Consider the following 22,459-nt stretch of genomic DNA (forward strand, 5'->3'; position numbering starts at 1 on the left):
CGCTTCCCCACGAGCCGCGCGAGCGGCGAGTCTTACGATGGCCGCGGGAGCGGCCGAGCCCGACGAGCGGCGGAGCCGCGAGCCCCACGCGCGACGCGCGCCCTCAGGCCTGCCCTTCATGAATCGGCAGCCGCACCCGGAACCGCGCGCCACCGGCGGCACTGCTGCCGGCGATCACCACGCCGTTGTGCGACACGATCACCTTCTGCACGATGGCGAGGCCCAACCCGGTGCCGGCGGCCTTGGTCGTGGCAAATGGCTGGAACAAGCGGCTGAGGGCCGCGGGCGACAGCCCGGGACCGTTGTCGTCCACGGTCACGTAGACGTCGCTGCCGATCACCTCGCCACAGACGCTGATCGCGGTCTGCCCGGCCGTACAGGCTTCCAGACTGTTCCGCAGCAGATTGCTGAACGCCTGCCGCAACAGCACATCGTCTCCGTTGACGATGGCGAAGTCGCCTTTGCAGACGGTGACGGCCGCGGCGCCCGGCAGGTCGTCGATCGCGCGCGTCACGATCGCGCCGAGGTCCACCGGCGCCATGGCGAACTGCTCGGGCTTGGCGAAGCGCAGAAAGTTGGTGACGACCTCGCCGAGCGCGGTGGTCTCGGCGCGGATGCCCTCCACGTAGGTGCGCGCCGGCTCAGGCAGCGCAGCCGGATCGAGCAGGCGGCCATACCCATGGATGGTGGCCAACCCGTTGCGGAACTCGTGCGCCAGGCCCGCGGTCAGCTCGCCCAGCCGCGCCAGCGCCTCTTTCAGCCGCAGCCGCTCCTCGAGCTCGACCACGGCGGTGAGGTCGGTGAAGAGGCAGACCACGGCCTGCATGGCGCCGTCGGCGCCGGTGATGGGAGACACGGTCACACCGAGGTGTGACGTGCGGGCGCCGTCCTGGAGCGTGACGGTCCGGCGCACGATCGGCGTGGTGGTACGCAGCGCCTCGTCGATCACGCCGGCCAGCGCCGGCACCCGGCTCAGCACCTCGGCCACCGGGCCAGTGCCGGCGGTGGCGTCGAGGCCGAGGATGCGCCGGGCCGCGGGGTTCATGGTCTGCAGCACGCCGTCGCGATCGACCACCACCATGCCCGACGTCAGTCCCTCGACAATCTGGCTGGCCAGCCGCTCCGACGCCTCGGCCCGCGCCGCCATCTGGCGCTCCTGCGCCTTCAGCTTGGTCACGGCTTCTTGCAGCGCCACCGACAACAGCACGGTCTCGCCGCGATCGGTCCGGCGCGCCCGCCGGCGGCCGCTGGCGGCACGCACGACCATGACCACGGTCACAATCAGCAGGAACGCCACCATGAGCGCAAGGCCAAGCAGCGCCGGTCCGGCGGTGGTCAGTGTTTCCATGGCGGATTAAAAGAAGCCGGCGTACCAGGCGATCAGCGGATCACCCACGAGCATCGCGGCGACCGCGCCGACGGCCAGGAAGGTTCCGAACGGCAACGCCAGCTTCATGCCGCCACGTTGCGCGGCAATCAGCGCCATGCCAATGAGGGCGCCCGAGAACGACGACAACACGAGCGTGACCAGCACGGCCTTCCATCCCAGGAACGCGCCGATCATCGCCAGCATCTTCACGTCACCCATGCCCAGGCCTTCTTCACGCCGCACTGCGTAGTAAGCGGCGGCGATCCCATACAAGACGCCGGCGCCGAGCAGGGTGCCGAGCAGCGCGTCTTGCCAGCCCGGTGGCGCAATGGCGCTGAACATCAGGCCGATCACAATGCCCGGCAGGGTGATCGAGTTGGGCAGAATCTGGTGCTCGAGGTCGATCCCGAAAAGCGCCACGAGGATGGCGACCAGGATCAAGCGGCTGAACAGGAGCGGCCCCACCGGCGTGAGCCACGCGACCAGCACGAACAACAGCCCCGTGATGATTTCGACCACCGGATACTGGATCGAAATGGCCGTGCGGCACTGGCGGCACCGCCCGCCGAGCAGCGCCCAGCTGAGCACCGGCACGTTGTCGTACCAACGCAGCTGGTAGCCACACTTGGTGCAACGGGACCCGGGCGACACCAACGATTGCCCGAGCGGCAGGCGGTAGATGACGACGTTCAGGAAGCTGCCGATGCATAAGCCCATGAACAACGCCAGGATCAACACTTGGATTTCGGCAGTCATCGTGGGGGCCCGGGAATCGGCGCGGCCGGCAACGGCCAGAGGGCCGACTCGCGCGACACGTCGGCGCGGCCGGTCGCAGGATCGAGCGCGTAAGGGATGCCAGTGGGGTCGAGCGGGATGCCACGCAGCCGCTCGCCGACGACCAGCTCGCGCCAGTCACGGGGCGGCCGCCCTTCCCTGGCCGTGAACCGCTGCACCGCGCGGTTCAGTTCGTCAACGACATCCATCGCGTCCAGTTGGACGAGACGCATCTCGGCATTGCGCTTGAACCAGCCCTCGTCCACGCTATCGCGAAACTGCCGCCACATCATGCGCGCCGACTCGCGATCGCCGCCCTGCGCGAGGGTCGTCGCCGCCAGCGGCGCCAGCCAGCGTGGCGCATCCGGCAGGCGGCCCGCCCTCTCGAACCACCGGCCGGCCTCCGTGTAGTCCCGCAGCCACCAGTAATAGACAAACCCGATGTCGTGCATGTACTCCCAGGCCTCCGGGCTGGCCTCGGCCCCTCGCTGTAGCAGCGCGATGGCGCGATCGGGCCGGCCCGGGCCGCGTGGATAGCCCTCGGTCAGGAAGATCGCGCCAAAGCGGTAAGCCACCTTGAAACGCGGATCGAGGGTGGTGACGAAGTTCAGCAAGGGGTCGAGGAGGCCGTAGTCGCGCCGCTCGCCTTCCGCCAGGCGCGCGCTGCCGTAATAGATGACGGCCCTCATCCAGTAGACATCGGCGACCAGGTTCTCGAACCCGAGCGAGGCGCGCTTCAGCAGGGGCCCTGACTGAAACCACAGGACCGGCGTGACCGGCTGATACGGTTGCCAACCGCGATCGCGGACCACCTGCACGGCGGTGGCACCCGCCAGCAACCCCACGATCGCCGCCACGAGCAGCCGGCTCGAGGGGCGTTGGGCGGCGCGCGGTGCGGTCAGCGACATGGCGGCTACTTGAAGTCGCGGCGGCGGAAGACCGCGACCGCCGCCACGAGCAACGCGGCGATGTAGACCGCGGCGTACAGCAGGGTGAAGCCGACGTGCGCCAACGTGACGGGCATTCCGTAGACCACCTCCGCCCTCACGTTGAACGGGGCGAGATTCGGCAACAGGTAATACAGGGAGCGCGCCAGCCACGCGACCGCCGGCTGATCCACCACCTGCTCGAACTGGCGCAGGTCGGCGTTGAAGTGCCCGGCCACCCACAAGCCGAGGGTCAGCACGGCTGACAGGAGCGGGCTCGAGAAGGTCGAGAAGAACAACGCGACGGCGGTCACGAGCGCCAGCTCGCCCATGACGAGCACGATCGCCACCAGTTGCCGCGGGTCGAGCGCCGGGGCGGCCCATCCGGCCCGCAGGCTGTCGGTGGCGGTGGCATCCATGTAGCCCAGCACCAGGTAATACGCGATCGTCATGACCGACAGGTTTACCGCCAGCGTGGCCACCAGGCCGAGGTACTTGCCGAGAATGAACTGGGTGCGGGTCACCGGCTTGGTCAGCAGGCCGTAGACGCTCTTGCGCTCGACCTCTTTCGACACCAGGCCAATGCCGATGAACACGGCAATCAGCAGGCCGAAGATCGACAGCGCGGCCAGCCCCAGGTCCTTGATGATCTTGAGGTCCTGCCCGGCGGTGAGCTGGGCGATCAGGAACGACGCCGCGATCATCAGCACCGCGAACACCACCATGGTGTAGGGCACACGATCGCGAACCGATTCACGGAACGCGGCGCCGGCCACGATCGCGATCGTCCTCACGCGCCTACCCCGCGCGCGTCGCGGGCCGCGGTCGCAGCGACGGCCTCCACGAAATAGTCTTCGAGCGTTTCCCGCACCGGGTTGAGCGACACGATGTGCGCGCCGCGGCGGGTCAGATCAGGCAGCAGGCGATCGGGCTCGGCGTCGGGCACCAGGTGCAACATCACGTGGCCGTCGCCCAGGTCGGTAGTCCGCCGCGCGAGTGCGGCCAGTTCCGGGCGGAGCGTGTCGGTCACGCCCGACACGACCAGCTCCCAGCCCTTCAGCTCGAAGCCCAGGATGGCCGAGAGCGGACCGGACGCCACGAGGCGCCCCTGCACCAGGACCCCGACCCTGGTGCACAGCGCCTCGGCATCCGACAGGATGTGCGAGCTGAAGAACACGGTGCAGCCGCGCGCGCGCAGGCCGAGAATCAGGTCGCGGACGTGGCGGCGGCCCAGCGGATCGAGGCCGGACATCGGCTCGTCCAGGAAGACCACCTCCGGGTCGTTGAGCAGGGCCTGCGCCAGGCCGACGCGCTGGAGCATCCCCTTGGAGAACCGCCGCAGGCGCAGCCGCCGCTCCTTGCCAATGCCCACGTCATCGAGCACCCGCGAGACGCGCGTCGTCGCGTCGGCGCCGCGATACCCGAACAGCCGCGCAAAGTAGGCCAGCAGTTCCTCGGCGGTCAGGTAGTCGTAGTAGTAAGGATTCTCGGCCAGGAAGCCAATGCGCTGCCGGATGCTGGCGTCACCCACCGGGCGCCCCAGGATGCGGGCGTCGCCGGCGGTGGGATACAGCAACTGCATCAGCAGCTTGAGCGCCGTGCTCTTGCCGGCGCCATTCGGGCCGAGAAACCCGAACACTTCCCCGGCAGCCACGGTGAGCGTGAGGCGATCGAGCGCGCGGTAGGGCCGGGGGCGCCAGAAGCCGACGGTGAAATCCTTGGTCAGCCCCTCGGTCTCAATCGCTGGCGCCATCATTTCCCGCTGGTGACCCGCCGCAGTTCCCACGCAATGGCCGCGTCGAAATACTCGGCCCGCAGGCCGGGCAAGCGCATGCCGTTCATGAAGAAGGTGGGCGTGCCCGTGACCTTCAAGGCGGAGCCCTGCGCCACGTCGGCCTTCACGAGTTCCAGCGTCGCCGCGTAGCGCGCGTCGAAGTCGGTGACGCCGGCAACCGTCTGGACCGCGGACTTGACACTGGCCGGCGACAGCGACGGCTGGTTGGCGAAGAGCCACTCTTCCATCGCGTCGGCCTTGCCCTTCTCGCGGGCCAGCCGCACGGCGACGGCCGCTTCGCATGACGCGGGGTGCAGGTCCTGGTTGACGAACGCATTGCACTCGCGCTCGATCGCATAGTCGCGCGTCACGTAGCGGACCTTCCCGGGCTGCTCTTTCGCCCACTTCGCGAACACCGGCTTGTACTCCATGAAGGTCTGGCGGCACGGCGGGCACTGGTAGTCGTTGAACTTCACCACGACCACGGCCGCGCCTTCGGCCGGCACCACCATCGGCACGCGCGGCTGCTGCGCCAGGTATTCCTCGAACTGGGTGATCTGGGCGGCAGTCAGGCTGGCGGCAGCAGGCGCCTGCTCGGCGGCGGCGCCCGCGTCGGCCGAGACGGTGGCGACCGACTGGCCGGGAAACCACGCAACCGCGGCTCCGGCCGCAATCACAAACGCAACCGCGGCCGCCAACGCCGACGGCGTCCGAAGCAGCAATCGCAGATCTCCAAGGACACGGTTCGGGAGGCTGGTCATGGGATACCTGGTGGCCGATCCCGACAGCAGGAACAGCCCGATGACGGCGGCATACGTGCCCACGCAGAGCACGCACACGGCCTTGAGGATGACGAACGAGGCATACGCGAGATAGAGCACCACGGCGAGGCCGATGGTGGACGAAGCAAAGATGTAGCCGGGCAGGTTGCCGGCGGCGGCCGGCGATGCCGAACAAAGCGCCACCAGCCCGAGAACGAACACAAAGAAGATCACGCCGAAGACCGCCACGGGTACGCCACCGACTGCGCCGTATCGGCTCGAATAGGCTTCCGTGCAACTGAACGTCGCGTTTACGTCGCAGAAGCTGGCATAGGCCGGATCGTTAATGAGCTGATAGTGCACGATGGCCGAGGCCGAGGATGCCACCAACCCGAGAAGGGCGAAGCCGGCGAACCACCCGGTCTTGGCCGGCGTGCCTGAGGGCGCGGACGCGAGGGACATGCCGGAGATTCTACCTGTACAGACGAAGGGTGCGGCACGGGCCGCACCCTTCGTGGTGACGTTTCGGTCGTGCTGCTACTGCAGAACGGTGCCGGTGCCGGGGGCCGCGTCAACCGCGGTCTCGCCGGAGAGGGTGGACGCGAAGGTGTAGATCGTGCCCAGGGTGTTGGTCCAGAAGTAACGCGTTCCGGTGGAGCCCTCGTTGGCCGGGTCGGCATACGCGTAGTAGCCGGCACCCAGGTCCCCAACGACACCGTTGCAGGGAGCAATCGTCGGCGCCGTCGCCGGCGCTTCACCGGCCATCGTGATTTCGTAGCCGCTCTTCGTGATCGGGGCCGCGCCGATCAGGTCGGGGCTGATGAAGGGCGTGCCGCCGCCGCTCGGCGGTTCGCCCAGAACCACGAGGTCCATCGCGTAGAAGCCGTTGCCGCAGCTCGATGAATAGGCCTGCTGGGAGCTGTTGATCGCGCGGAGCGAACCAATGGCCGACGCTTCGTTACCCGACATGCGGGCGCGGAGCAGGCCGGGGACGGCGATGGCCGCGATGATGCCGATAATCGCGACGACGATCAGAAGTTCGATGAGCGTGAAGCCCTTGTTGCTACGAATACGCATGATGGTCTCTCCCAAAATCTTGCCCAGGTTGCCGTAAGTTGTTCGTCAGTCTCAACGCCGCTCACCCGGAGGCGGCGTCGTTCGTCCCTTACTAGAGCAACCGCTATGCCAACAGGACCATAACCGGCGCTCATTTCCCTAAGTGCTTGTTATCAGTAGTCTTATCGGGCTATCTCGGAATCGGTTTAGGCCCGGGAGGCAAGGCATTTATGACAATTCCTGTCAGGAGCCCCTGCCAGTTTCTGTCACCGGCCGGGGAGGCGGAGGCGGAGGCGCATCATTTGAGGCCGTACTTCTTGGCCAGGTAGCGGAACTGCCGAAAGCTCAGGCCCAGGACATCCGCCGCGCGCGTCTGCACGCCGCCCGAGCGTTCAAGCGCGCGTTCGAGGTGCGACCGCTCAATGTCCTGGAGGTGGCGCTCGAGGTTGAAGCCCAGGCCATCTTCAGGATGGGCCGCAATGTGGCCAGGGCGGGCTGCTGTGGCCTTCCCATCGCGCAAATTCGCCGGCAACGTCGCCAGCTCGACTCGACGCTCCGACTCGAGGGCCACGGACCGTTCCACGACATTCTCAAGCTCTCGCACGTTGCCCGGCCACGCGTAGGCTCGCAGCGCTGCGATTGCGTCTGCCGAAAAGCCCTCGATGGCCTTGTTCATCTCGCGCGTGTATTTCCTGAGGAAGTGCTCGGCGATGAGCGGTATGTCATCAACCCGCTCTCGGAGCGCAGGCATCTTGAGCGGAATCACGTTCAGTCGATAGAACAAGTCTTCACGGAATTGCCCGTCCCACACCCGCTTGGTCAAGTCACGATTGCTCGCCGCAATCACCCGAATGTCAGCGGGCGCCTCGTCAGTGCCGCCGACCCGACGAAACCTTCGCTCCTGGAGCACGCGCAGCAACTTCACCTGCATCGGCGGCGTCATCTCACCGATCTCATCCAAGAACACGGTGCCGCCTTCGGCAACTTCGAACAGGCCCTTCTTGTCACGATCAGCACTGGTGAATGCCCCCCGTACATGGCCAAAGAGCTCGGATTCGAGCAGGGCCTCGGGCATGGCGCCGCAGTTGACCGCCACGAACGGCTTCCCACCGCGCAGCGACTGCGCATGAAGGGCGCGCGCCACCAGTTCCTTGCCGGTGCCCGACTCGCCCGAGATCAACACCGTGCTGTTGGTACGGCAGACCGTCTCGACCAGCCGGAACACCTCGAGCATCACCGGGCTGCGGCCGATGATGCCGGCGAACCCGAGCTCGGCGTTGGTCTTGCGCAGAACGGTCAGCTCGTGGCCCTGGCGGCGGCTCTTGAGCAAATGGCCGACCTGGAGCGTCACCAGATTCACGTCCTGGAACGGCTTTTCGAAGAGGTACTTGGCGCCGAGTTTCTCCGCCTCCTTCCATTCGGCCGAGTCCTGGGTCCAATGCGCGGTCATCATCACCACAACCACATCGGGCGCAAGATTGCGAATGGCCTGGAGCAACTGCACGCCATCGAGCCGGGGCATGCGGATGTCGGTGAGCACGACGTCGATAAACTCCTGCGCCAGCACCTCAAGCGCAGACACGCCGTCTCCCGCCAACAGGACGTCGTACCCAACCTTGGCGAACAGTTGGCGCGTCATCTCGCGCATCGACTGCTCGTCGTCCACGATCAGGATGCGCGGCTTGTCGGCCCCCTGATCCCTGATCCCCGATCCCTGATCCCTGATCCCCGATCCCTGATTCCTGGTCCCCGATCCCTGGCTCACAAAACCTGCCCTTCCAGCTGCGGCTGCGCCGTCCCGGCCGGCCGCGCCGCCGGGAACGTGACCCGGAAGGCGGTGCCGCCGCCGGGACGCGAGCGCACGACGATCTGCCCGCCGTAGTCGGTGACGATCCGGTGCACGATGGCGAGGCCGAGGCCGGTGCCCTTGCCGAACGACCCGCGGAAGGGCTGGAAGATCGCCTCGACGTCTTCGGGCGCAATGCCGACACCCTCGTCTTCCACCAGCAGCACCGACTGCCGGTGATCCCCGGCGGCTTCTTCAGCCGCGCTGAGCGTCAGCGCCCCGTGGCCGGGCATGGCGCGCAGGCCGTTGGTGGCCAGGTTCCAGATAATCTGGCGGACCTGGCCCTCGTCGGCGTCGATCAGCACCGGCTGGTCGGGCAAGCGGACGTCGATGGTATGCCGCTCCGCCACTTCGGTGCTGTTGCGCAGCAGCATGGCGGTTTCCTGCACCATCTGGCGAAGGTCGAGCCGCTGGACCTGGAACCGCTGCGGCCGGGCGTAGGCGAGGAACGACTTGATGGTCTGGTTCAACCGCTCCGACTCGCGCAAGACGATGTCCATCAACTGCGCCTGGTCGGTCGACAGCGGGAGCTCCTGTTTCAGCATCTGCATCGAGCCCGACATCGAGGCCAGCGGATTGCGAATCTCGTGGGCGATGCCGGCGGCCATTTCGCCGACGGCGGCCAGCCGCTGCTGCAGCCGGGCGCCGTGCTCGAAACGCTTGGCGTCGGTGACGTCCTGGAAGGTGTAGAGATAGCCGCGCGTGCCGTCGGGCAGCGGCAGCGCCGCGGCGCTCACGCCGAGGTCAATCACCTGGCCGTCGGTGCGGCGGAACTGGTAGTCGGTGCGCTTGCTGCGCACCCGCGACAGGTCCTGCGCGATCGTGGCGGCAAACGGCTCCGGCAGTTGCAGGACGGTGGCCGCCGGCTCGCCGAGCGGCAGGGCGCCGGTGCGGCCGGTGATCAGCATGGCCGAGCGGTTGAAGGTCAGCAGCCGGCCGCGGCTGTCGGCGGTCGCCAGCCCGCTCACCAGGTTATCGAGCACGTACTGGTTGAACGCCTGCAGGTCGGCAATTTCCTCAGTCGCCTGCTCGAGCCGGGCTTCGCCCTTCCGCGCCCGTTCGGCCAGCGACCCGCTCAGCACCGCCACGGCGAAGAAGCCGAAGCAGTTGAGCGCCACCGTATACTGCGCGACGTTGACCGGCGGCAGGGTGGTCACCGGCAGCGTGAACGGCACGTCGAGACTGTTGGCGGTGTAGAGATACTGCATCAGCACCAGCCCGAAGAACAGGATGCTGCTGAGGGTCGCCAACTGCAGCCCGCCGCGGCGAAACTGCACCGACGCCGCCGCCACGATCGGCAGCATGTAGAGGATGGTGAACAGGCTCTCGACCCCGCCGCTCAGCATGATCGCAGCCGAGATGATCACCGCGTCGATGGCGAAGTGCACGTCGGTGAGCCACGGCCAGCGGTCGACGAACCGCAACGAGCCGATGAAGCCGAGGCTCACCGCGTAGGTGAGGCCGATCAGGAAGAAGAACGGGTTGATCGCCCAGGCGCCTGGGGTGCGCAGTTGCACCACCAGGGCCAATCCGAGCAGCACGGTCGCCACCACCAGGCGGACGGCAATGTGGGCCGCCAGCCGCTGCCGGAGGGTCCGCTCCTTCATCGACCTAGGTCAGCTGGCTGATCAGGTCGAAGATCGGCATGTACATCGCGATCACGATGCCGCCGACCGCGCCGCCGAGCAGCGCAATCATCAACGGCTCGAGCAGCGTCAGCAGGCCCTCGACCGCGACGTCGACTTCCTCCTCGTAGAAGTCGGCGATCTTGCCGAGCATGGTGTCGAGCGCACCGGTCGCCTCGCCGACGCTGATCATCTGGCACACCATGCCGGGAAACACGCCCGTCTCCTTGAGCGGCGCCGAGATCGTTTCGCCGCGCTCGATGCTCTTGCGGGTCACCTGGATGGCGTCTTCGATAATGGCGTTGCCCGAGGTGCGGGCGGTGATGTCGAGGCCGTCCAGGATCGGCACGCCCGACGCCATCAGCGTCGACAGCGTCCGGCAGAACCGGGCGACCGCGATCTTGCGCAGGATCGGGCCGAGAATCGGCAGCTTGAGCGAAATCTGGTCGATCACCCGCCGCCCCTTCGGAGTCGCGTAGTAGGTGCGGAAGCCCCAGCCGCCGGCGAAGAACGTCACGAACAGCACCGGCATGAACCGGATCAGGTTTTCGCTGAGGGCAATGACGATGCGGGTCGGCAGCGGCAGGGTCGCGCCGAGGCCGGCAAACAGCGTCGCGAAGGTCGGGATCACCTTCCACAGAATGACGCCAATCACCACGCCGGCAATCACGATCACGGCGATCGGGTAGATCATCGCCGACTGCACCTGGCCCTTGAGCTTGACCGCCTTCTCAATGTAGACCGCAAGGCGCTTCAGGATGGTGTCGAGAATACCGCCCGCTTCGCCGGCGGCAATCATGTTGCAGAACAGCGCGTCGAACACCCGCGGATGCCGCTTCATGGCCTCGGCCAGCGACATGCCGCCTTCGACGTCGGAGCGGGTGGCCAGGATCACCTGCGAGAAATAGGCGTGCTCTTCCTGGTTGCCGAGAATGTCGAGACACTGCACCAGCGGCAGGCCGGCGTCGATCATCACCGAGAACTGGCGCGTGAACACGGCCAGGTTCTTGGCCGGCACGCTGCGCGCCTTCAGGGTCTTGACCACCTTGGCCTGGGCCTTGGCCTGGGCCGGCTGGATGCGGGTGACCTGGATCTGCTCCCGGCGCAGCGCCGACACCACGGCGTCCATGGTGTCGCCCACGCGTTCGCCCGACACGGCCTCGCCGCTCCGGTTGCGTCCTGAGAATGCAAAAGTCGCCATGTTCAATCTCCGCGGGAAGGCACAGAGATTCTACTTCCCTTACGACCCCGGCCGCACCGGCGGCCGCGGACCGGCGCCCGGCCCCCCCGGGCGCCCCATGCCGGCCCCGGCCACGACGCCGGCCCCGCGGTTGATCATCTCCTGCAGTTCTTCGCGGTTGGACGAGGCGTTGATCGCCGTATCCAGGGTGATGATGCGGCGGAAATACAACGTGGCCAGCGACTGGTTCATGGTCTGCATGCCCAGTTTTTCCTGGCCGGTCTGCATCGCCGAGTAAATCTGGTGGACCTTGTCCTCGCGAATCAGGTTGCGGATGCCCGGAGTCGGCACCAGGATCTCGAGCGACACCGCCCGGCCCTTGCCGTCGGCCCTCGGCAGCAGCGCCTGGCAGACGATGCCCTCGACCACCAGCGACAGCTGGGTGCGAATCTGCGACTGCTGGTGCGAGGGGAACACGTCGATGATGCGGTTGATGGTCGAGGCCGCCGAATTGGTGTGCAGCGTGCCGAACGTGAGGTGGCCGGTCTCGGCGATACGCAGCGCCGATTCGACAGTTTCCAGGTCGCGCATTTCGCCGATCAGCACGACGTCGGGGTCCTCGCGCAGGGCGGCGCGCAGCGCGTTGGTGAAGCTCTGGGTATCGCTGTGCAGTTCGCGCTGGTTGATCAGGCAGTTCTTGTGCTGGTGCAGGTACTCGATCGGATCTTCGACGGTCAGGATGTGGCCGTGCCGCTCGTTGTTGATCTTGTCGATCATCGCGGCCAGCGTGGTCGACTTGCCGCTGCCGGTCGGCCCGGTCACGAGCACCAGGCCGCGCGGACGTTCGGCCATTTTGGCCAGCACCGCCGGCAGGCCCAGCTCCTCGAAGGTCCGGATCTTCTCGGGGATCTGCCGATAGACCGCGCCCACGGCGCCCTTCTGGTTGAACATGTTGCAGCGGAAACGGGCCACGCCGCGAATGCCGAACGAGAAGTCGAGCTCGAGCATCTCCTCGAAGCGCTTCTTCTGCGCGTCGGTCAGCACCGCATAGGCCAGCGCTTTGGTGTCGGACGCCGTCAGCTCCGGATGATCGAGCTTCTGCAGTTCGCCGTGCACCCGGACCTGGGGCGGCGAGCCGATCGACAGGTGCAGGTCCGAGCCGGAAATCTCAACGGTCTTCTTCAACAAGTCAGGGAGGGTAGCCATAAGTTATTTCACCGTCTCTCGTAACACTTCTTCCATGGTCGTCACACCGTCTTTGATCTTGCGCAGGCCGCTGCCACGCAGCGTGATCATGCCTTCTTCAATGGCCTTGCGGCGAATTTCGAGCGACGAGGCGCCAACCAGGATCAACTCGCGAAGTTCGTCGGTAATCTCCATCACCTCGTAGAGGCCGACGCGGCCCTTGTAGCCGGTCTTCAGGCACTTGTCGCAGCCAGTCCCCTTCTTGGGCTTGACCGTTGCCGCATCCTCGCGCGAGAAGCCGACCTGCTCCATCGCCGCCGGCGGCACTTCGTCCTCGATCTTGCAGTTGACGCAGACGCGGCGCACCAGGCGCTGGGCGCAGACCAGGTTGAGCGAGCTCGCCACCAGGAACGGCTCGATGCCCATGTTCATCAGGCGGTTGATGGTGCTGGGGGCGTCGTTGGTGTGCAGCGTCGACAGCACCATGTGGCCGGTGAGCGCGGCCTTGACGGCAATCTCGGCGGTCTCGAAGTCGCGGATTTCGCCGACCAGGATGATGTTGGGGTCCTGGCGCAGGAAGCTGCGCAGCGCGGCCGCGAAGTTGAGGCCGATCGACTCGCGCACCTGCACCTGGTTGACGCCGATCAGGTTGAACTCGACCGGGTCTTCCGCCGTCATGATGTTGGTTTCGGGGGTATTGAGCTTGGCGATCGACGAGTACAGCGTGTTGGTCTTGCCGCTGCCGGTCGGGCCCGTCACCAGGCACATGCCCCACGGCTTGGCGATCTGCGCCTCGAGCTTGGCCAGCGACTCGGGCTCGAAGCCGAGCTTGGTCATGTCGAGCATCAGCTTGCCCTTGTCGAGCAGGCGCATGACGATCTTCTCGCCGAACAGGGTCGGCAGGCACGAGACGCGGAAGTCGATGTCCTTGGCCTGGCCGTTGTCGCTGAAGCGAATCTTGATGCGGCCGTCCTGCGGCAGGCGCTTCTCGGCGATGTCGAGCTTGGCCATGATCTTGATGCGCGAGGTGATCGCATCGCGCATCTTCAGCGGCGGCGCCATGATGTTGTAGAGAATGCCGTCCATGCGGTAGCGGACGCGGTATTCCTTCTCGTACGGCTCGATGTGAATGTCGCTGGCGCCCTTGGAGATGGCCGACATCAGGATGACGTTGACCAGCTTGATGACCGGCGCCTCTTCGCCCTGGCGGGCGAGCATCTCGGCGCTGATCTCTTCGAGGTCGTCCATGACCTCGACGTCGCCGGCGACGTCGGCGAGCATGGTCGGCATCTCGGTCAGCGACCGGGTCGCCATGTCGAGCGCGCTCTCGCCGGTGTCCTGGGGTGCCGCGGTCGCGGTGGCGCCGCCGCGCGAGGACTGGGTCTGCGCCGGGCCGCCGACGCCGTAGTACTTGTCGATCGAGTCGAGCACCGCCGTTTCCGACGCGACCACCGGCTCGACGTTGTAGCCGGTCATGAACTTCACGTCGTCCATGGCGAAGACGTTGGTGGGGTCGGTCATCGCGATCGTCAGCGTCGCGCCGGCGCGGCTGAGCGGGACGATCTGGTACTTGCGGGCGGTCTCGGCGGGCACCAGCTTGATCACCGCCGGGTCGATCTCGAATTGGTTCAGGGCAATCGAGGGCACGCCGTACTGCTTCGACAGCAGCGCGGTGATTTCCTCATCCTTCACGAAGCCCATCTTCACGAGGTTGGCGCCGAGCTTCCCCCCGTTCGTCTTCTGGTAGTTCAGGGCTTCCTGAAGTTGGATCGCCGTGATGCGCTTCTCTTTGAGAAGCAGTTCACCAATCCTGACCGCCATGACTAGCTTTTGATTCCCCCCGATGTCCGCCTAAAGGCGGACGCTACATCGAACTGTGGCGTCCGGCTTTAGCCGGACCATCCCAATGTGGCGTCCGGCTTTAGCCGGACCACTCCTCAAAACGAATACCGCAACCCCAGGCCCCACGACCGCTCGCCGGCGTCGCCACCGGCCCAGTAGCCCTCGAGGTACATCCCCGAGAACATCCATGATGCCCCGGCCGTCATTACGCCGCGCGCCTCGCCGACCGTGCTGCCACGCAGGCCGCCCCGCACGCCAAGACGCCGCGCGAGCCACCACGTCTCCACACCCGCCGCCAGGTCGCGGCGCTCGCCGCTCGGCGTCGCGCGCGTCACCACGTCGCCATCGACCGCGACCACGACCCGCGAATGCCCCGGCCAGCCCGAGCCCCATCCGCCACCCACCCGCACCTCGGTGGCCAACTCCGCCTCCTCGGCGCCGGAGTCGTCCAGTGCAAAGGACGGCGTCGTCAGGTTGCGGGCCGTGACCCCCAGGCGAAACTGCGTGATGGCAAGCATCGCGCTGGCGTCGACATCAACCGTGAACGATTCACCACCCCATACGAACTTGGGCGTCGCCGACACCACTACGTATTCCGTCAGCGACTGCAGCAGGCTGATGGCAAATGTCGAGGTCGTGAACGCGTGCACACTGCGCCGCACTTCTTCTCGGCCTTGGTCGCCCGTCACTGCAGGCCCTGGGGGACGCTCGCCAAAAACCCCCTGCCGGTAGTAGGCCAGGCCCACTGGCGGAAGCGAAATGGCCACCAGCCCGTGATTCAGGCCGTCCCGCGCCCCGGGGCCGTCGGGCTTGAACTCGCCAAACTCCAGATTAACGCTCGCCAGGGCCCCTGTAGCCAGGCCAGCCGGGTTCCAATAAACTGCTGTACCGTCATCGGCGACGCCCACAAACGCCCCGCCCATACCGTTCGCCCGAACCCCGACAGAGGATTGAGCTTCGGCCAGAGTGGACAGTGCCAGGGACAAAACCACGGCAAAGAGCGACCGGTTGAAGGTGTTTGATGGCATGAAATGCTGTTTTTGAGCCTGCAAAACGACCGGATTTCGGAAGGGATGGGCGCGACCGCCCGCCTGCGCAAAGCGCTTCGGCGTGGCAAGTCCATCGTATTCAGCAGTTTGGAAGGCTGTCAAGGAAACCAATGGGCGTCGAGATTCGTATCAAACACCGAAGGATCGGCTACATGCGGCGTGTGTTCGGCGTGCTTTGGCACCCGCGCCAGACCATGAACGACGTGGTCGCCCGCCCGAGCTTTGCGCTCGCGTGGGTGTTCGTGCTCGCCGTGGTGGCCGTGTGCGCATTTGCCCTGCTCTCGACCGCGGTGGGCAAGCAGGCGCTGGTGGACGAACGCGTCCGCGTGATCGAGGCGCTCGGCGGCCGTGTGGACGATGCCGCGTATGGGGCGCTCCAGGCGAAGCCTCCGTGGCTGGTGTATTGGACGAGCGGCGGGCGTTTACTGTTGACGCCGGAAATGACGCTGCTGGTCGCCGTCGGGCTCGTGGCCCTGGCGAGGTTGGACGGGGCCAGGGTGCGGTACGTGACGGCCCTGGCCGTGACGGTGCATGCCACCGTCGTCTTGGCGGTGCAGCAGGTGATTACGACGCCGCTGCATTACGTACGGGAATCGCTGACCAGCCCCACCAACCTCGCGGGCCTCATGCCGATGCTTGACGAAGGCAGCGTGGCGGCCCGGTGGCTCGGGTCGATTGACGTGTTCGGGCTGTGGTGGCTGTGGCTGCTGGCCGTGGGCCTGGCGGCCGCCACCGGCCGGCCGGTCGGGCGCTACGTGGGGCGCCTGCTGATGGCGTATGTAGGAGTGGCGGCGATCGTCGCCGTCACGTTCGCGGTACTTGGGGCTCAGTAAGGGGGACACGTGTTTCGCAGGAAGTGGCTTCTCGTCGTAATCGCGCTGTTGATCATCGGTGGCGGCGCCAGCGCCTTCTTCGCCCGGCGTGGCGATCCCGGCGTGCTGGTCACCGCCGAAAGCATCCAGAAGCGCGATCTTGAAGCGCTGGTCTCGGCCTCCGGCAAGATCGAACCCAAGAAGACGGTGAACATCAGCGCCCAGACGATGGGCCGGGTCACCAACCTGGGGGTCAAGGAAGGCGACCGCGTCAGGGCGGGCCAGTTCCTGCTGCAGATCGACCCGGTCAACCTCGAAGCCTCGGTGCGCCGCGACGAGGCGGCCGTGCAGGGCGCGATCACCGGCCTCGAACAGTCGAAGGCCTCGCTGCAAAGCTCGCGCGCGGCGCTCGACAATGCCCGCGCTTCGCTCAAGCGGCAGCAGGAGCTGTCGGCGGCCGGGCTCACGACGCGCGAATCGCTGGAGCGGGCCGAGACCGACGTCGAGATGCGCGAAAGCGACATGAAGGCGCGCGAACAGGAAATCAAGAACCGCGAGACCATGCTCAACCAGCAGCGCGCTGGCCTGTCGGCCAGCCGCCACACCCTGGCGCAGGTGCGGTTCGAAGCGCCCTTCGATGGCATCGTCACCCGCCGCAACATCGAAGAGGGCGAGAACGTGATGGTCGGCACCATGAACAACGCCGGCACGGTGCTGCTGACGGTTGCCGACATGTCGGTGATCGAGGCCGAAGTGGAAGTCGACGAAACCGACATTCCACTGGTGCAGATGGGCCAGAAGGCCAAGGTCACGATCGACGCCATTCCTAATCAGGTCTTCACCGGCACGGTGACGGAGATTGGCAACAGCCCGATCCAGGCGGCGGGCGCCGGCACCACCCGCACCGCCACCAACTTCAAGGTGGTCGTCACCATCGACGGCCAGATTCCGGACGTGCGGCCGGGGTTCACCTGCACGGCGGAGATCACCACCGCGACCCGCCAGCAGGCGCTGGCCGTGCCGATCCAGTCGCTGACCGTGCGCGAGCTGGTCTACGACGCCCAGGGCAACGTGGTCCCTGAACCGCGTCCGGCGAAACCGGGCTTCCGGTTCGGCCAGGCGGCTACCCCGGCGCCGACGGCGGCCCGTGAGCTGCAGCCCGGCCAGAAGCGCGAAGAGGTGGAGGGCGTGTTCCTGATCCGCGACGGCAAGGCGACGTTCGTGAAGGTCGGGCTCGGCATTGCCGGCGAGCGCTACCTGGAAGTGCTGTCGGGTCTGAAGGAGGGCGACCAGGTGCTGACCGGGCCGTTCGAGTCGGTCCGCACGCTCTACGAGGGCGATCTGGTCAGGACCGCGGCGCCACCGAAGCCAAAGTAGCCAGTAGCCAGTCGCCAGTAGCCGGAAATACCGTGTCGCAGCTCTACGAGTCAATCGTCCTCGCGCTCGATTCGATCTGGGCCAACAAGCTCAGGTCGCTCCTGACGCTGCTCGGCAACATCGTGGCGGTGTCGTCGATCATCACGGTGGTGGCGCTGATCACGGGTGTCAACCTGGCGGTGACCGACGCCATCGTCTCGGACCTCGGGGCCGACTCGTTCACCGTCCAGCGCATGGGCATCACGCAGAACGAGGACGAGTTCGAGCGGATGCGCAACAACCCGCAGGTCACGCTGAAGGATGCCACCGCGATCAAGCGCTTCGGCGAGGCGGTGCAGTCGGTGATGGCCCAGGCGCAGACTGCGACGCGGGTCGCCTACCGGGACGAGGAGCTGGAATCGGTCCAGGTGCAGGGGGTCAGCGCCGAGTATCTTGACTTCACCACCTTCGACGCCGAGCGCGGGCGCATGGTGACCCCCACCGAAGTGAACCGCAAGCGGCAGGTCGCACTCATTGGCTGGGGCGTGGCTGACCGGCTGTTCGGCGCCGCCGACCCGCTCGACAAGACGATCCGGATTGCCGGTGTCCCCTTCAGGGTGGTCGGCGTCAGCAAGAAGAAAGGCGCCGCCTTCGGCCAGTCGCTCGACGAGTTCGTGGTCATCCCGCTCGGGTCGTTCCAGAAGCTGTTTGGGGCACGGCAGTCGCTGCAGATCATGATCAAGCCGCGCGACGCGACCTTGGCCGGGATTGCCAAGGACGAGACGCGGGTCGCGCTGCGGGTCGAGCGCGGCCTGAAACCGGCCGAGCCCGACAACTTCGGCATCGTCGCCTCCGACTCAGTGCTGGGCATCTTCCAGCAGGCCACCGCCGGCATCGCGGTGTTGCTGGTGGGCATTGTCGGGTTGTCGCTGCTGGTCGGCGGCATCGTGATCATGAACATCATGCTGATGGTGGTAAGTGAGCGGACCCGCGAGATCGGCCTGCGCAAGGCGCTCGGCGCCAAGCGCCGCGACATCATGTCGCAGGTGCTGACCGAGTCGATCACTTTGTCGATCGTCGGCGGCATCGTCGGCATCGCGCTCGGCGCGTTGTTCTCGACCATCATCTCGGCGCTCACCCCGGTGCCGTCCGCGGTCGAACTGTGGTCGGTGGCACTCGGCGTCACCATTACGGCGCTGGTCGGCCTGGTGTTCGGCTATTACCCAGCCCGCCGCGCCGCGTCCCTGGATCCCATCGAAGCCTTGCGCCGGGAATAAGCCATGTCCGCCCTTACCAAACAAGTCGCGCTGCTGCGCGAGACGGCCGAGATGGCCATGGGGACGCTGCGCGCCAACAAAATGCGGTCGGCGCTCACGGTGCTGGGCGTGGTCATCGGGGTGACCTCAATTGTCGGCATGACGTCGCTCATCCGCGGCTTCGACTCGTCGCTGCGCGACTCGATCAACTCGCTCGGTCCCAACACCATCTTCGTGCAGAAGTTCGGCGGCCTCAGCTTCTCGTCCGGCGCGTCGTTCATGGAGCTGATGCGGCGTCCGAACCTGACTTTGGCCGACAAGGAGGCGATCGAGCGCCTCGGCACCACGGTCGGCATGACCGACCTGTGGCTCGGCGCCGGTCCGGGCCCGTCGCCGAACGAACGGGTGTTCTATCGCGGCGAGCGCACCCGCCCGCTCGGGATCCTGGGCACCACCGAAAAGTACGTCGAGATCAACTTCGCCGACATGCACGCCGGGCGCTCGTTCACCGAACAGGAAGTGCTGCGCGGACGGGCGGTGGCGGTGATCGGCTACGGGCCCTACGAGGCGTTGTTCGAGAAGCGCGGCCTCGACCCGATTGGCAAGTCGGTGCGCATCGGCAACGTCGAGTACACCGTGCTTGGCGTGGTCGGCAAGCGGCCGGCACCCGGCGGGTTTGGCGGCGCCGACGACTTCGCAATCGTGCCGTACACCGCGTTCCGCAAGCAGTTTGGCCACGAACGCATCCCGCGCGGGAACTTCGGCATGCCGATCATGATCGCGGTGCTGCCCAAGGAAGGCGTCTCGCGCGACGATGCGATGCGCGAAGTCGAGACCATCATGCGCATCCGGCACGGCCTGACGCTCGACAAGCCCAATGATTTCGACCTGGTCACCTCAGACGCCATCCTCGCGGTGTGGGATCAAATCTCGGCCGCGATCCTGTTGTCGCTGGTCGTGATCTCGTCGATTGCCTTGATGGTGGGCGGCATCGGGGTGATGGCGATCATGACCATTTCGGTGACCGAGCGCACCCGCGAGATCGGCGTGCGCAAGGCGATCGGCGCCCGCAAGTTCGAGATCCTGGTGCAATTCCTGATCGAAGCCGTGGTCCTGACCAGCATCGGCGGCATTCTCGGGGTGATCATGGGCAGCGCCATCGGCCTCACCGTCAACCTGATTTCGGGGTTCCCGGTCTCCCTGCCGCTCTGGAGTTTCGCCCTCGGCCTCGGCTTCTCGGCCTCGGTGGGCATCATTTCCGGCATGATCCCGGCCTGGCGCGCCTCGCGCCTCGACCCGATCGAAGCCCTGCGCTACGAATAACGCCTCTCGCTGACGGGAGCAGGCCACGACTTGCCGGGAGTTACCGGAAACTCGTCGGGAATGGCGAAGATCCCGTCGGGACTGCCCCGACTCCCCCGATAAGAGGTGCCCTCCCGACAAGAGGTGCCCTCCCGACAAGCAGTGCCCTCCCGACAGACCTTGATCCCTCTCCCGGCAAGAGGCATATGATGCCTTTATCGGGCGTTTACCGCCCGGGAGGGTACCTCCTATGAAGGTCTACGACGCTGCCAGCATCCGTAACGTGGCCGTGGTGGGGCACGGCGGGTCTGGTAAGACACAACTGGTCTCGGCCCTGTTGTTCGACACCGGAATGATCAACCGCCTCGGCCTGGTCGACGATGGGACGACCACCACCGACTACGACGAAGAAGAAATCGCCCGCAAGCACACGCTCTCGGCCAGCCTCGCCTACGCCGAGTGGAACAAGACCAAGATCAACCTGATTGACACGCCCGGCTTCGGCAACTTCTTTGCCGATGCGCGCGCCGCGCTGCACGTGGCCGACGCCGCGCTGGTGGTGGTCGATGGGGTCGCCGGCGTCGAGGTGCAGACCGAGAAGGCGTGGGCGGTGGCCGAGGAACTGGCGCTGCCGCGCCTGGTCGTCGTCAACCGCATCGATCGTGACCGCGCTTCGCTCGAACGCACGCTCGAGTCGGTTCGCCAGTCGCTCGGCCGCACCATCATTCCCATCCAGTTGCCGATTGGCGAAGAGAGGGCGTTCAGCGGCGTGATCGACCTTGTGTCGATGAAGGCCTACACCTTTGCCACCGACGGCTCCGGCAAGATGACCGAAGGCGCCGTGCCGGCTGCCCTCGCTGACGCCGCTGCGAGCGCCCGCGATGCCTTGATCGAGATGGTGGCCGAAGCCGACGAGTCGCTGATGGAAGCGTTCTTCGATGCCGGCACGCTGACGCAGGAACAGTTGCTGAAGGGCCTGGCCACCGCCACGCGCGCAGCGAAGGTCTTCCCGCTGGTGTGCACCTCGGGCCTGCAGAACATGGGCGTGCAGCCGTTGCTGGACGCGGTGCTCGCATACCTGCCATCGCCGGCCGAACGGCCGTTTACGGCGCTGGCCGGCGGCGAGCCCGTCTCGCGTGCGGCCGACGAGAAGGCGCCGTACGCCGCCTTCGTGTGGAAGACGGTGGCCGACCAGTTCGCCGGCCGCATCACGATGTTCCGCGTCTACCAGGGCGTGCTGAAGGCCGATTCGAGCGTCACCAACGCCACGCAGGACAAGCCCGAGCGGCTGGGCCACCTGATCGTCATGCAGGGCAAGACCGCCACCAACGTGCCGGAACTGAAGGCCGGCGACCTGGGCGCGGTGGCCAAGCTCAAGGAGACGCGCACCAACGACACGTTGGCCGACAAGGCCGCCGGCATCACCTTCGCGCCCATGCACTTCCCCGAGCCGGTGTTGTCGTATGCCATTGAACCGAAGAGCCGCGGTGACGAAGACAAGATCAGCACCGCCATGCACCGGCTCGAAGAGGAAGACGGCACCATCCGCTACCAGCGCGATCCGCAAACGCACGAACTGCTGCTCGCCGGCCAGGGACAGTTGCATATTGAAGTGACGGTCGCGAAACTGAAGCGGCGCTTCGGCGTCGATGTCGTCCTGAAACCGCCCCGCATTCCCTATCGCGAGACCATCACCGCCCGGGTCGAAGCGCACGGCCGGCACAAGAAGCAGACCGGCGGCCACGGCCAGTTCGGCGACTGCAAGATCCGCATGGAGCCGCTGCCGCGCGGCAGCGAGTTCGAGTTCGTCAACGAGACGTTCGGCGGCTCGATCCCGAGGCAGTTCATCCCGGCCGTGGAGAAAGGGATCCAGGAATCACGGCTGCGCGGCTATCTCGCCGGCTACCCAGTGGTCGACTTCCGCGTCGTCCTCTACGACGGCTCGTACCACGACGTCGACTCGAACGAGCTGTCGTTCAAGACCGCCGGCTGGCTGGCGTTCAAGGACGCCATGTCGAAGGCGCATCCGGTGCTGCTCGAGCCGGTGATGAACGTGGAGATCTACGCGCCCGGCGATCACGCCGGCGACCTGATGGGCGACCTGAACGGCCGGCGGGGGCGCATTTCCGGTATGGAAGCCAAGGGCCTGACCACCGTGATCAAGGCGCAGGTGCCGATGTCGGAGATGCTGACCTACGAGCAGCACCTGACGTCGGTGACCGGCGGCCGGGGCTCGTACCACATGGAGTATTCGCACTACGACGAGGTGCCGGCAGTGATGCAGCAGAAGATCGTGGCCACGGCCAAGGCGGCCGGACACCACGTCGCGGAGGAGCCTTCGTAAGG

General features: G+C 66.4%; 18 protein-coding genes. 5 read left to right on the forward strand and 13 right to left on the reverse strand.

Annotation, left to right across the window (positions count from 1 at the left end; all coding sequences use genetic code 11):
• Positions 1–103 precede the first annotated feature (103 nt).
• From Q8T13_05510 to Q8T13_05570, 13 genes are all read right to left on the reverse strand, one after another.
• Positions 104–1,348, reverse strand: a complete 1,245-nt coding sequence (locus Q8T13_05510) for an ATP-binding protein (protein MDP3717212.1) — start codon at positions 1,346–1,348, stop codon at positions 104–106.
• 6 nt (positions 1,349–1,354) lie between these two features.
• A complete protein-coding gene (locus Q8T13_05515) occupies positions 1,355–2,125 on the reverse strand; it encodes a prepilin peptidase (protein MDP3717213.1) in 771 nt (256 codons plus the stop codon).
• Complete coding sequence (locus Q8T13_05520) at positions 2,122–3,051, reverse strand: hypothetical protein (GenBank protein MDP3717214.1); 930 nt, start codon at positions 3,049–3,051, stop codon at positions 2,122–2,124. The genes Q8T13_05515 and Q8T13_05520 overlap by 4 nt, the downstream gene beginning before the upstream one ends.
• 5 nt (positions 3,052–3,056) lie before the next feature.
• A complete protein-coding gene (locus tag Q8T13_05525) occupies positions 3,057–3,863 on the reverse strand; it encodes an ABC transporter permease (protein MDP3717215.1) in 807 nt (268 codons plus the stop codon).
• Positions 3,860–4,825: an ABC transporter ATP-binding protein gene (locus tag Q8T13_05530; protein MDP3717216.1), complete on the reverse strand. Its 966-nt coding sequence runs from the start codon at positions 4,823–4,825 to the stop codon at positions 3,860–3,862. Before Q8T13_05530 ends, Q8T13_05525 begins: the two co-directional genes overlap by 4 nt.
• Positions 4,822–6,066 carry a vitamin K epoxide reductase family protein gene (locus Q8T13_05535; GenBank protein MDP3717217.1) on the reverse strand — a complete coding sequence of 415 codons (1,245 nt, stop codon included), beginning with the start codon at positions 6,064–6,066 and terminating at the stop codon, positions 4,822–4,824. The genes Q8T13_05530 and Q8T13_05535 overlap by 4 nt, the downstream gene beginning before the upstream one ends.
• Before the next feature lie 75 nt (positions 6,067–6,141).
• Complete coding sequence (locus Q8T13_05540; protein MDP3717218.1) at positions 6,142–6,681, reverse strand: prepilin-type N-terminal cleavage/methylation domain-containing protein; 540 nt, start codon at positions 6,679–6,681, stop codon at positions 6,142–6,144.
• Positions 6,682–6,958: 277 nt separating this feature from the next.
• Positions 6,959–8,425, reverse strand: coding sequence for a sigma-54 dependent transcriptional regulator (locus tag Q8T13_05545; GenBank protein ID MDP3717219.1), 1,467 nt, complete (start codon positions 8,423–8,425; stop codon positions 6,959–6,961).
• Positions 8,422–10,113, reverse strand: a complete 1,692-nt coding sequence (locus Q8T13_05550; GenBank protein ID MDP3717220.1) for an ATP-binding protein — start codon at positions 10,111–10,113, stop codon at positions 8,422–8,424. Before Q8T13_05550 ends, Q8T13_05545 begins: the two co-directional genes overlap by 4 nt.
• Before the next feature lie 4 nt (positions 10,114–10,117).
• Positions 10,118–11,332, reverse strand: coding sequence for a type II secretion system F family protein (locus Q8T13_05555; protein MDP3717221.1), 1,215 nt, complete (start codon positions 11,330–11,332; stop codon positions 10,118–10,120).
• Between the two features lie 39 nt (positions 11,333–11,371).
• Positions 11,372–12,517 carry a type IV pilus twitching motility protein PilT gene (locus Q8T13_05560; GenBank protein MDP3717222.1) on the reverse strand — a complete coding sequence of 382 codons (1,146 nt, stop codon included), beginning with the start codon at positions 12,515–12,517 and terminating at the stop codon, positions 11,372–11,374.
• A gap of 3 nt (positions 12,518–12,520) precedes the next feature.
• Positions 12,521–14,317 carry a type IV-A pilus assembly ATPase PilB gene (gene pilB / locus Q8T13_05565; protein MDP3717223.1) on the reverse strand — a complete coding sequence of 599 codons (1,797 nt, stop codon included), beginning with the start codon at positions 14,315–14,317 and terminating at the stop codon, positions 12,521–12,523.
• Between the two features lie 116 nt (positions 14,318–14,433).
• Positions 14,434–15,105, reverse strand: coding sequence for a hypothetical protein (locus Q8T13_05570; protein MDP3717224.1), 672 nt, complete (start codon positions 15,103–15,105; stop codon positions 14,434–14,436).
• Positions 15,106–15,539: 434 nt separating this feature from the next.
• Between Q8T13_05570 and Q8T13_05575 the strand changes: the two genes are divergently transcribed.
• The 5 genes from Q8T13_05575 (at position 15,540) to fusA (ending at position 22,457) form a co-directional block, all read left to right on the forward strand.
• Positions 15,540–16,220, forward strand: a complete 681-nt coding sequence (locus tag Q8T13_05575) for a YIP1 family protein (protein ID MDP3717225.1) — start codon at positions 15,540–15,542, stop codon at positions 16,218–16,220.
• 9 nt (positions 16,221–16,229) lie between these two features.
• Positions 16,230–17,576, forward strand: a complete 1,347-nt coding sequence (locus Q8T13_05580) for an efflux RND transporter periplasmic adaptor subunit (GenBank protein ID MDP3717226.1) — start codon at positions 16,230–16,232, stop codon at positions 17,574–17,576.
• Positions 17,577–17,608: 32 nt separating this feature from the next.
• Positions 17,609–18,832, forward strand: a complete 1,224-nt coding sequence (locus tag Q8T13_05585) for an ABC transporter permease (GenBank protein ID MDP3717227.1) — start codon at positions 17,609–17,611, stop codon at positions 18,830–18,832.
• A 3-nt stretch (positions 18,833–18,835) separates the two neighbouring features.
• Positions 18,836–20,134 carry an ABC transporter permease gene (locus Q8T13_05590; protein MDP3717228.1) on the forward strand — a complete coding sequence of 433 codons (1,299 nt, stop codon included), beginning with the start codon at positions 18,836–18,838 and terminating at the stop codon, positions 20,132–20,134.
• Between the two features lie 229 nt (positions 20,135–20,363).
• Positions 20,364–22,457 (forward strand): elongation factor G, encoded by a 2,094-nt coding sequence (gene fusA, locus Q8T13_05595; GenBank protein ID MDP3717229.1) that lies wholly within the window; start codon positions 20,364–20,366, stop codon positions 22,455–22,457.
• The last annotated feature ends 2 nt before the right edge of the window (positions 22,458–22,459 follow it).

Source organism: Acidobacteriota bacterium (genome assembly GCA_030697165.1).
Classification (GTDB): domain Bacteria; phylum Acidobacteriota; class Vicinamibacteria; order Vicinamibacterales; family UBA2999; genus 12-FULL-67-14b.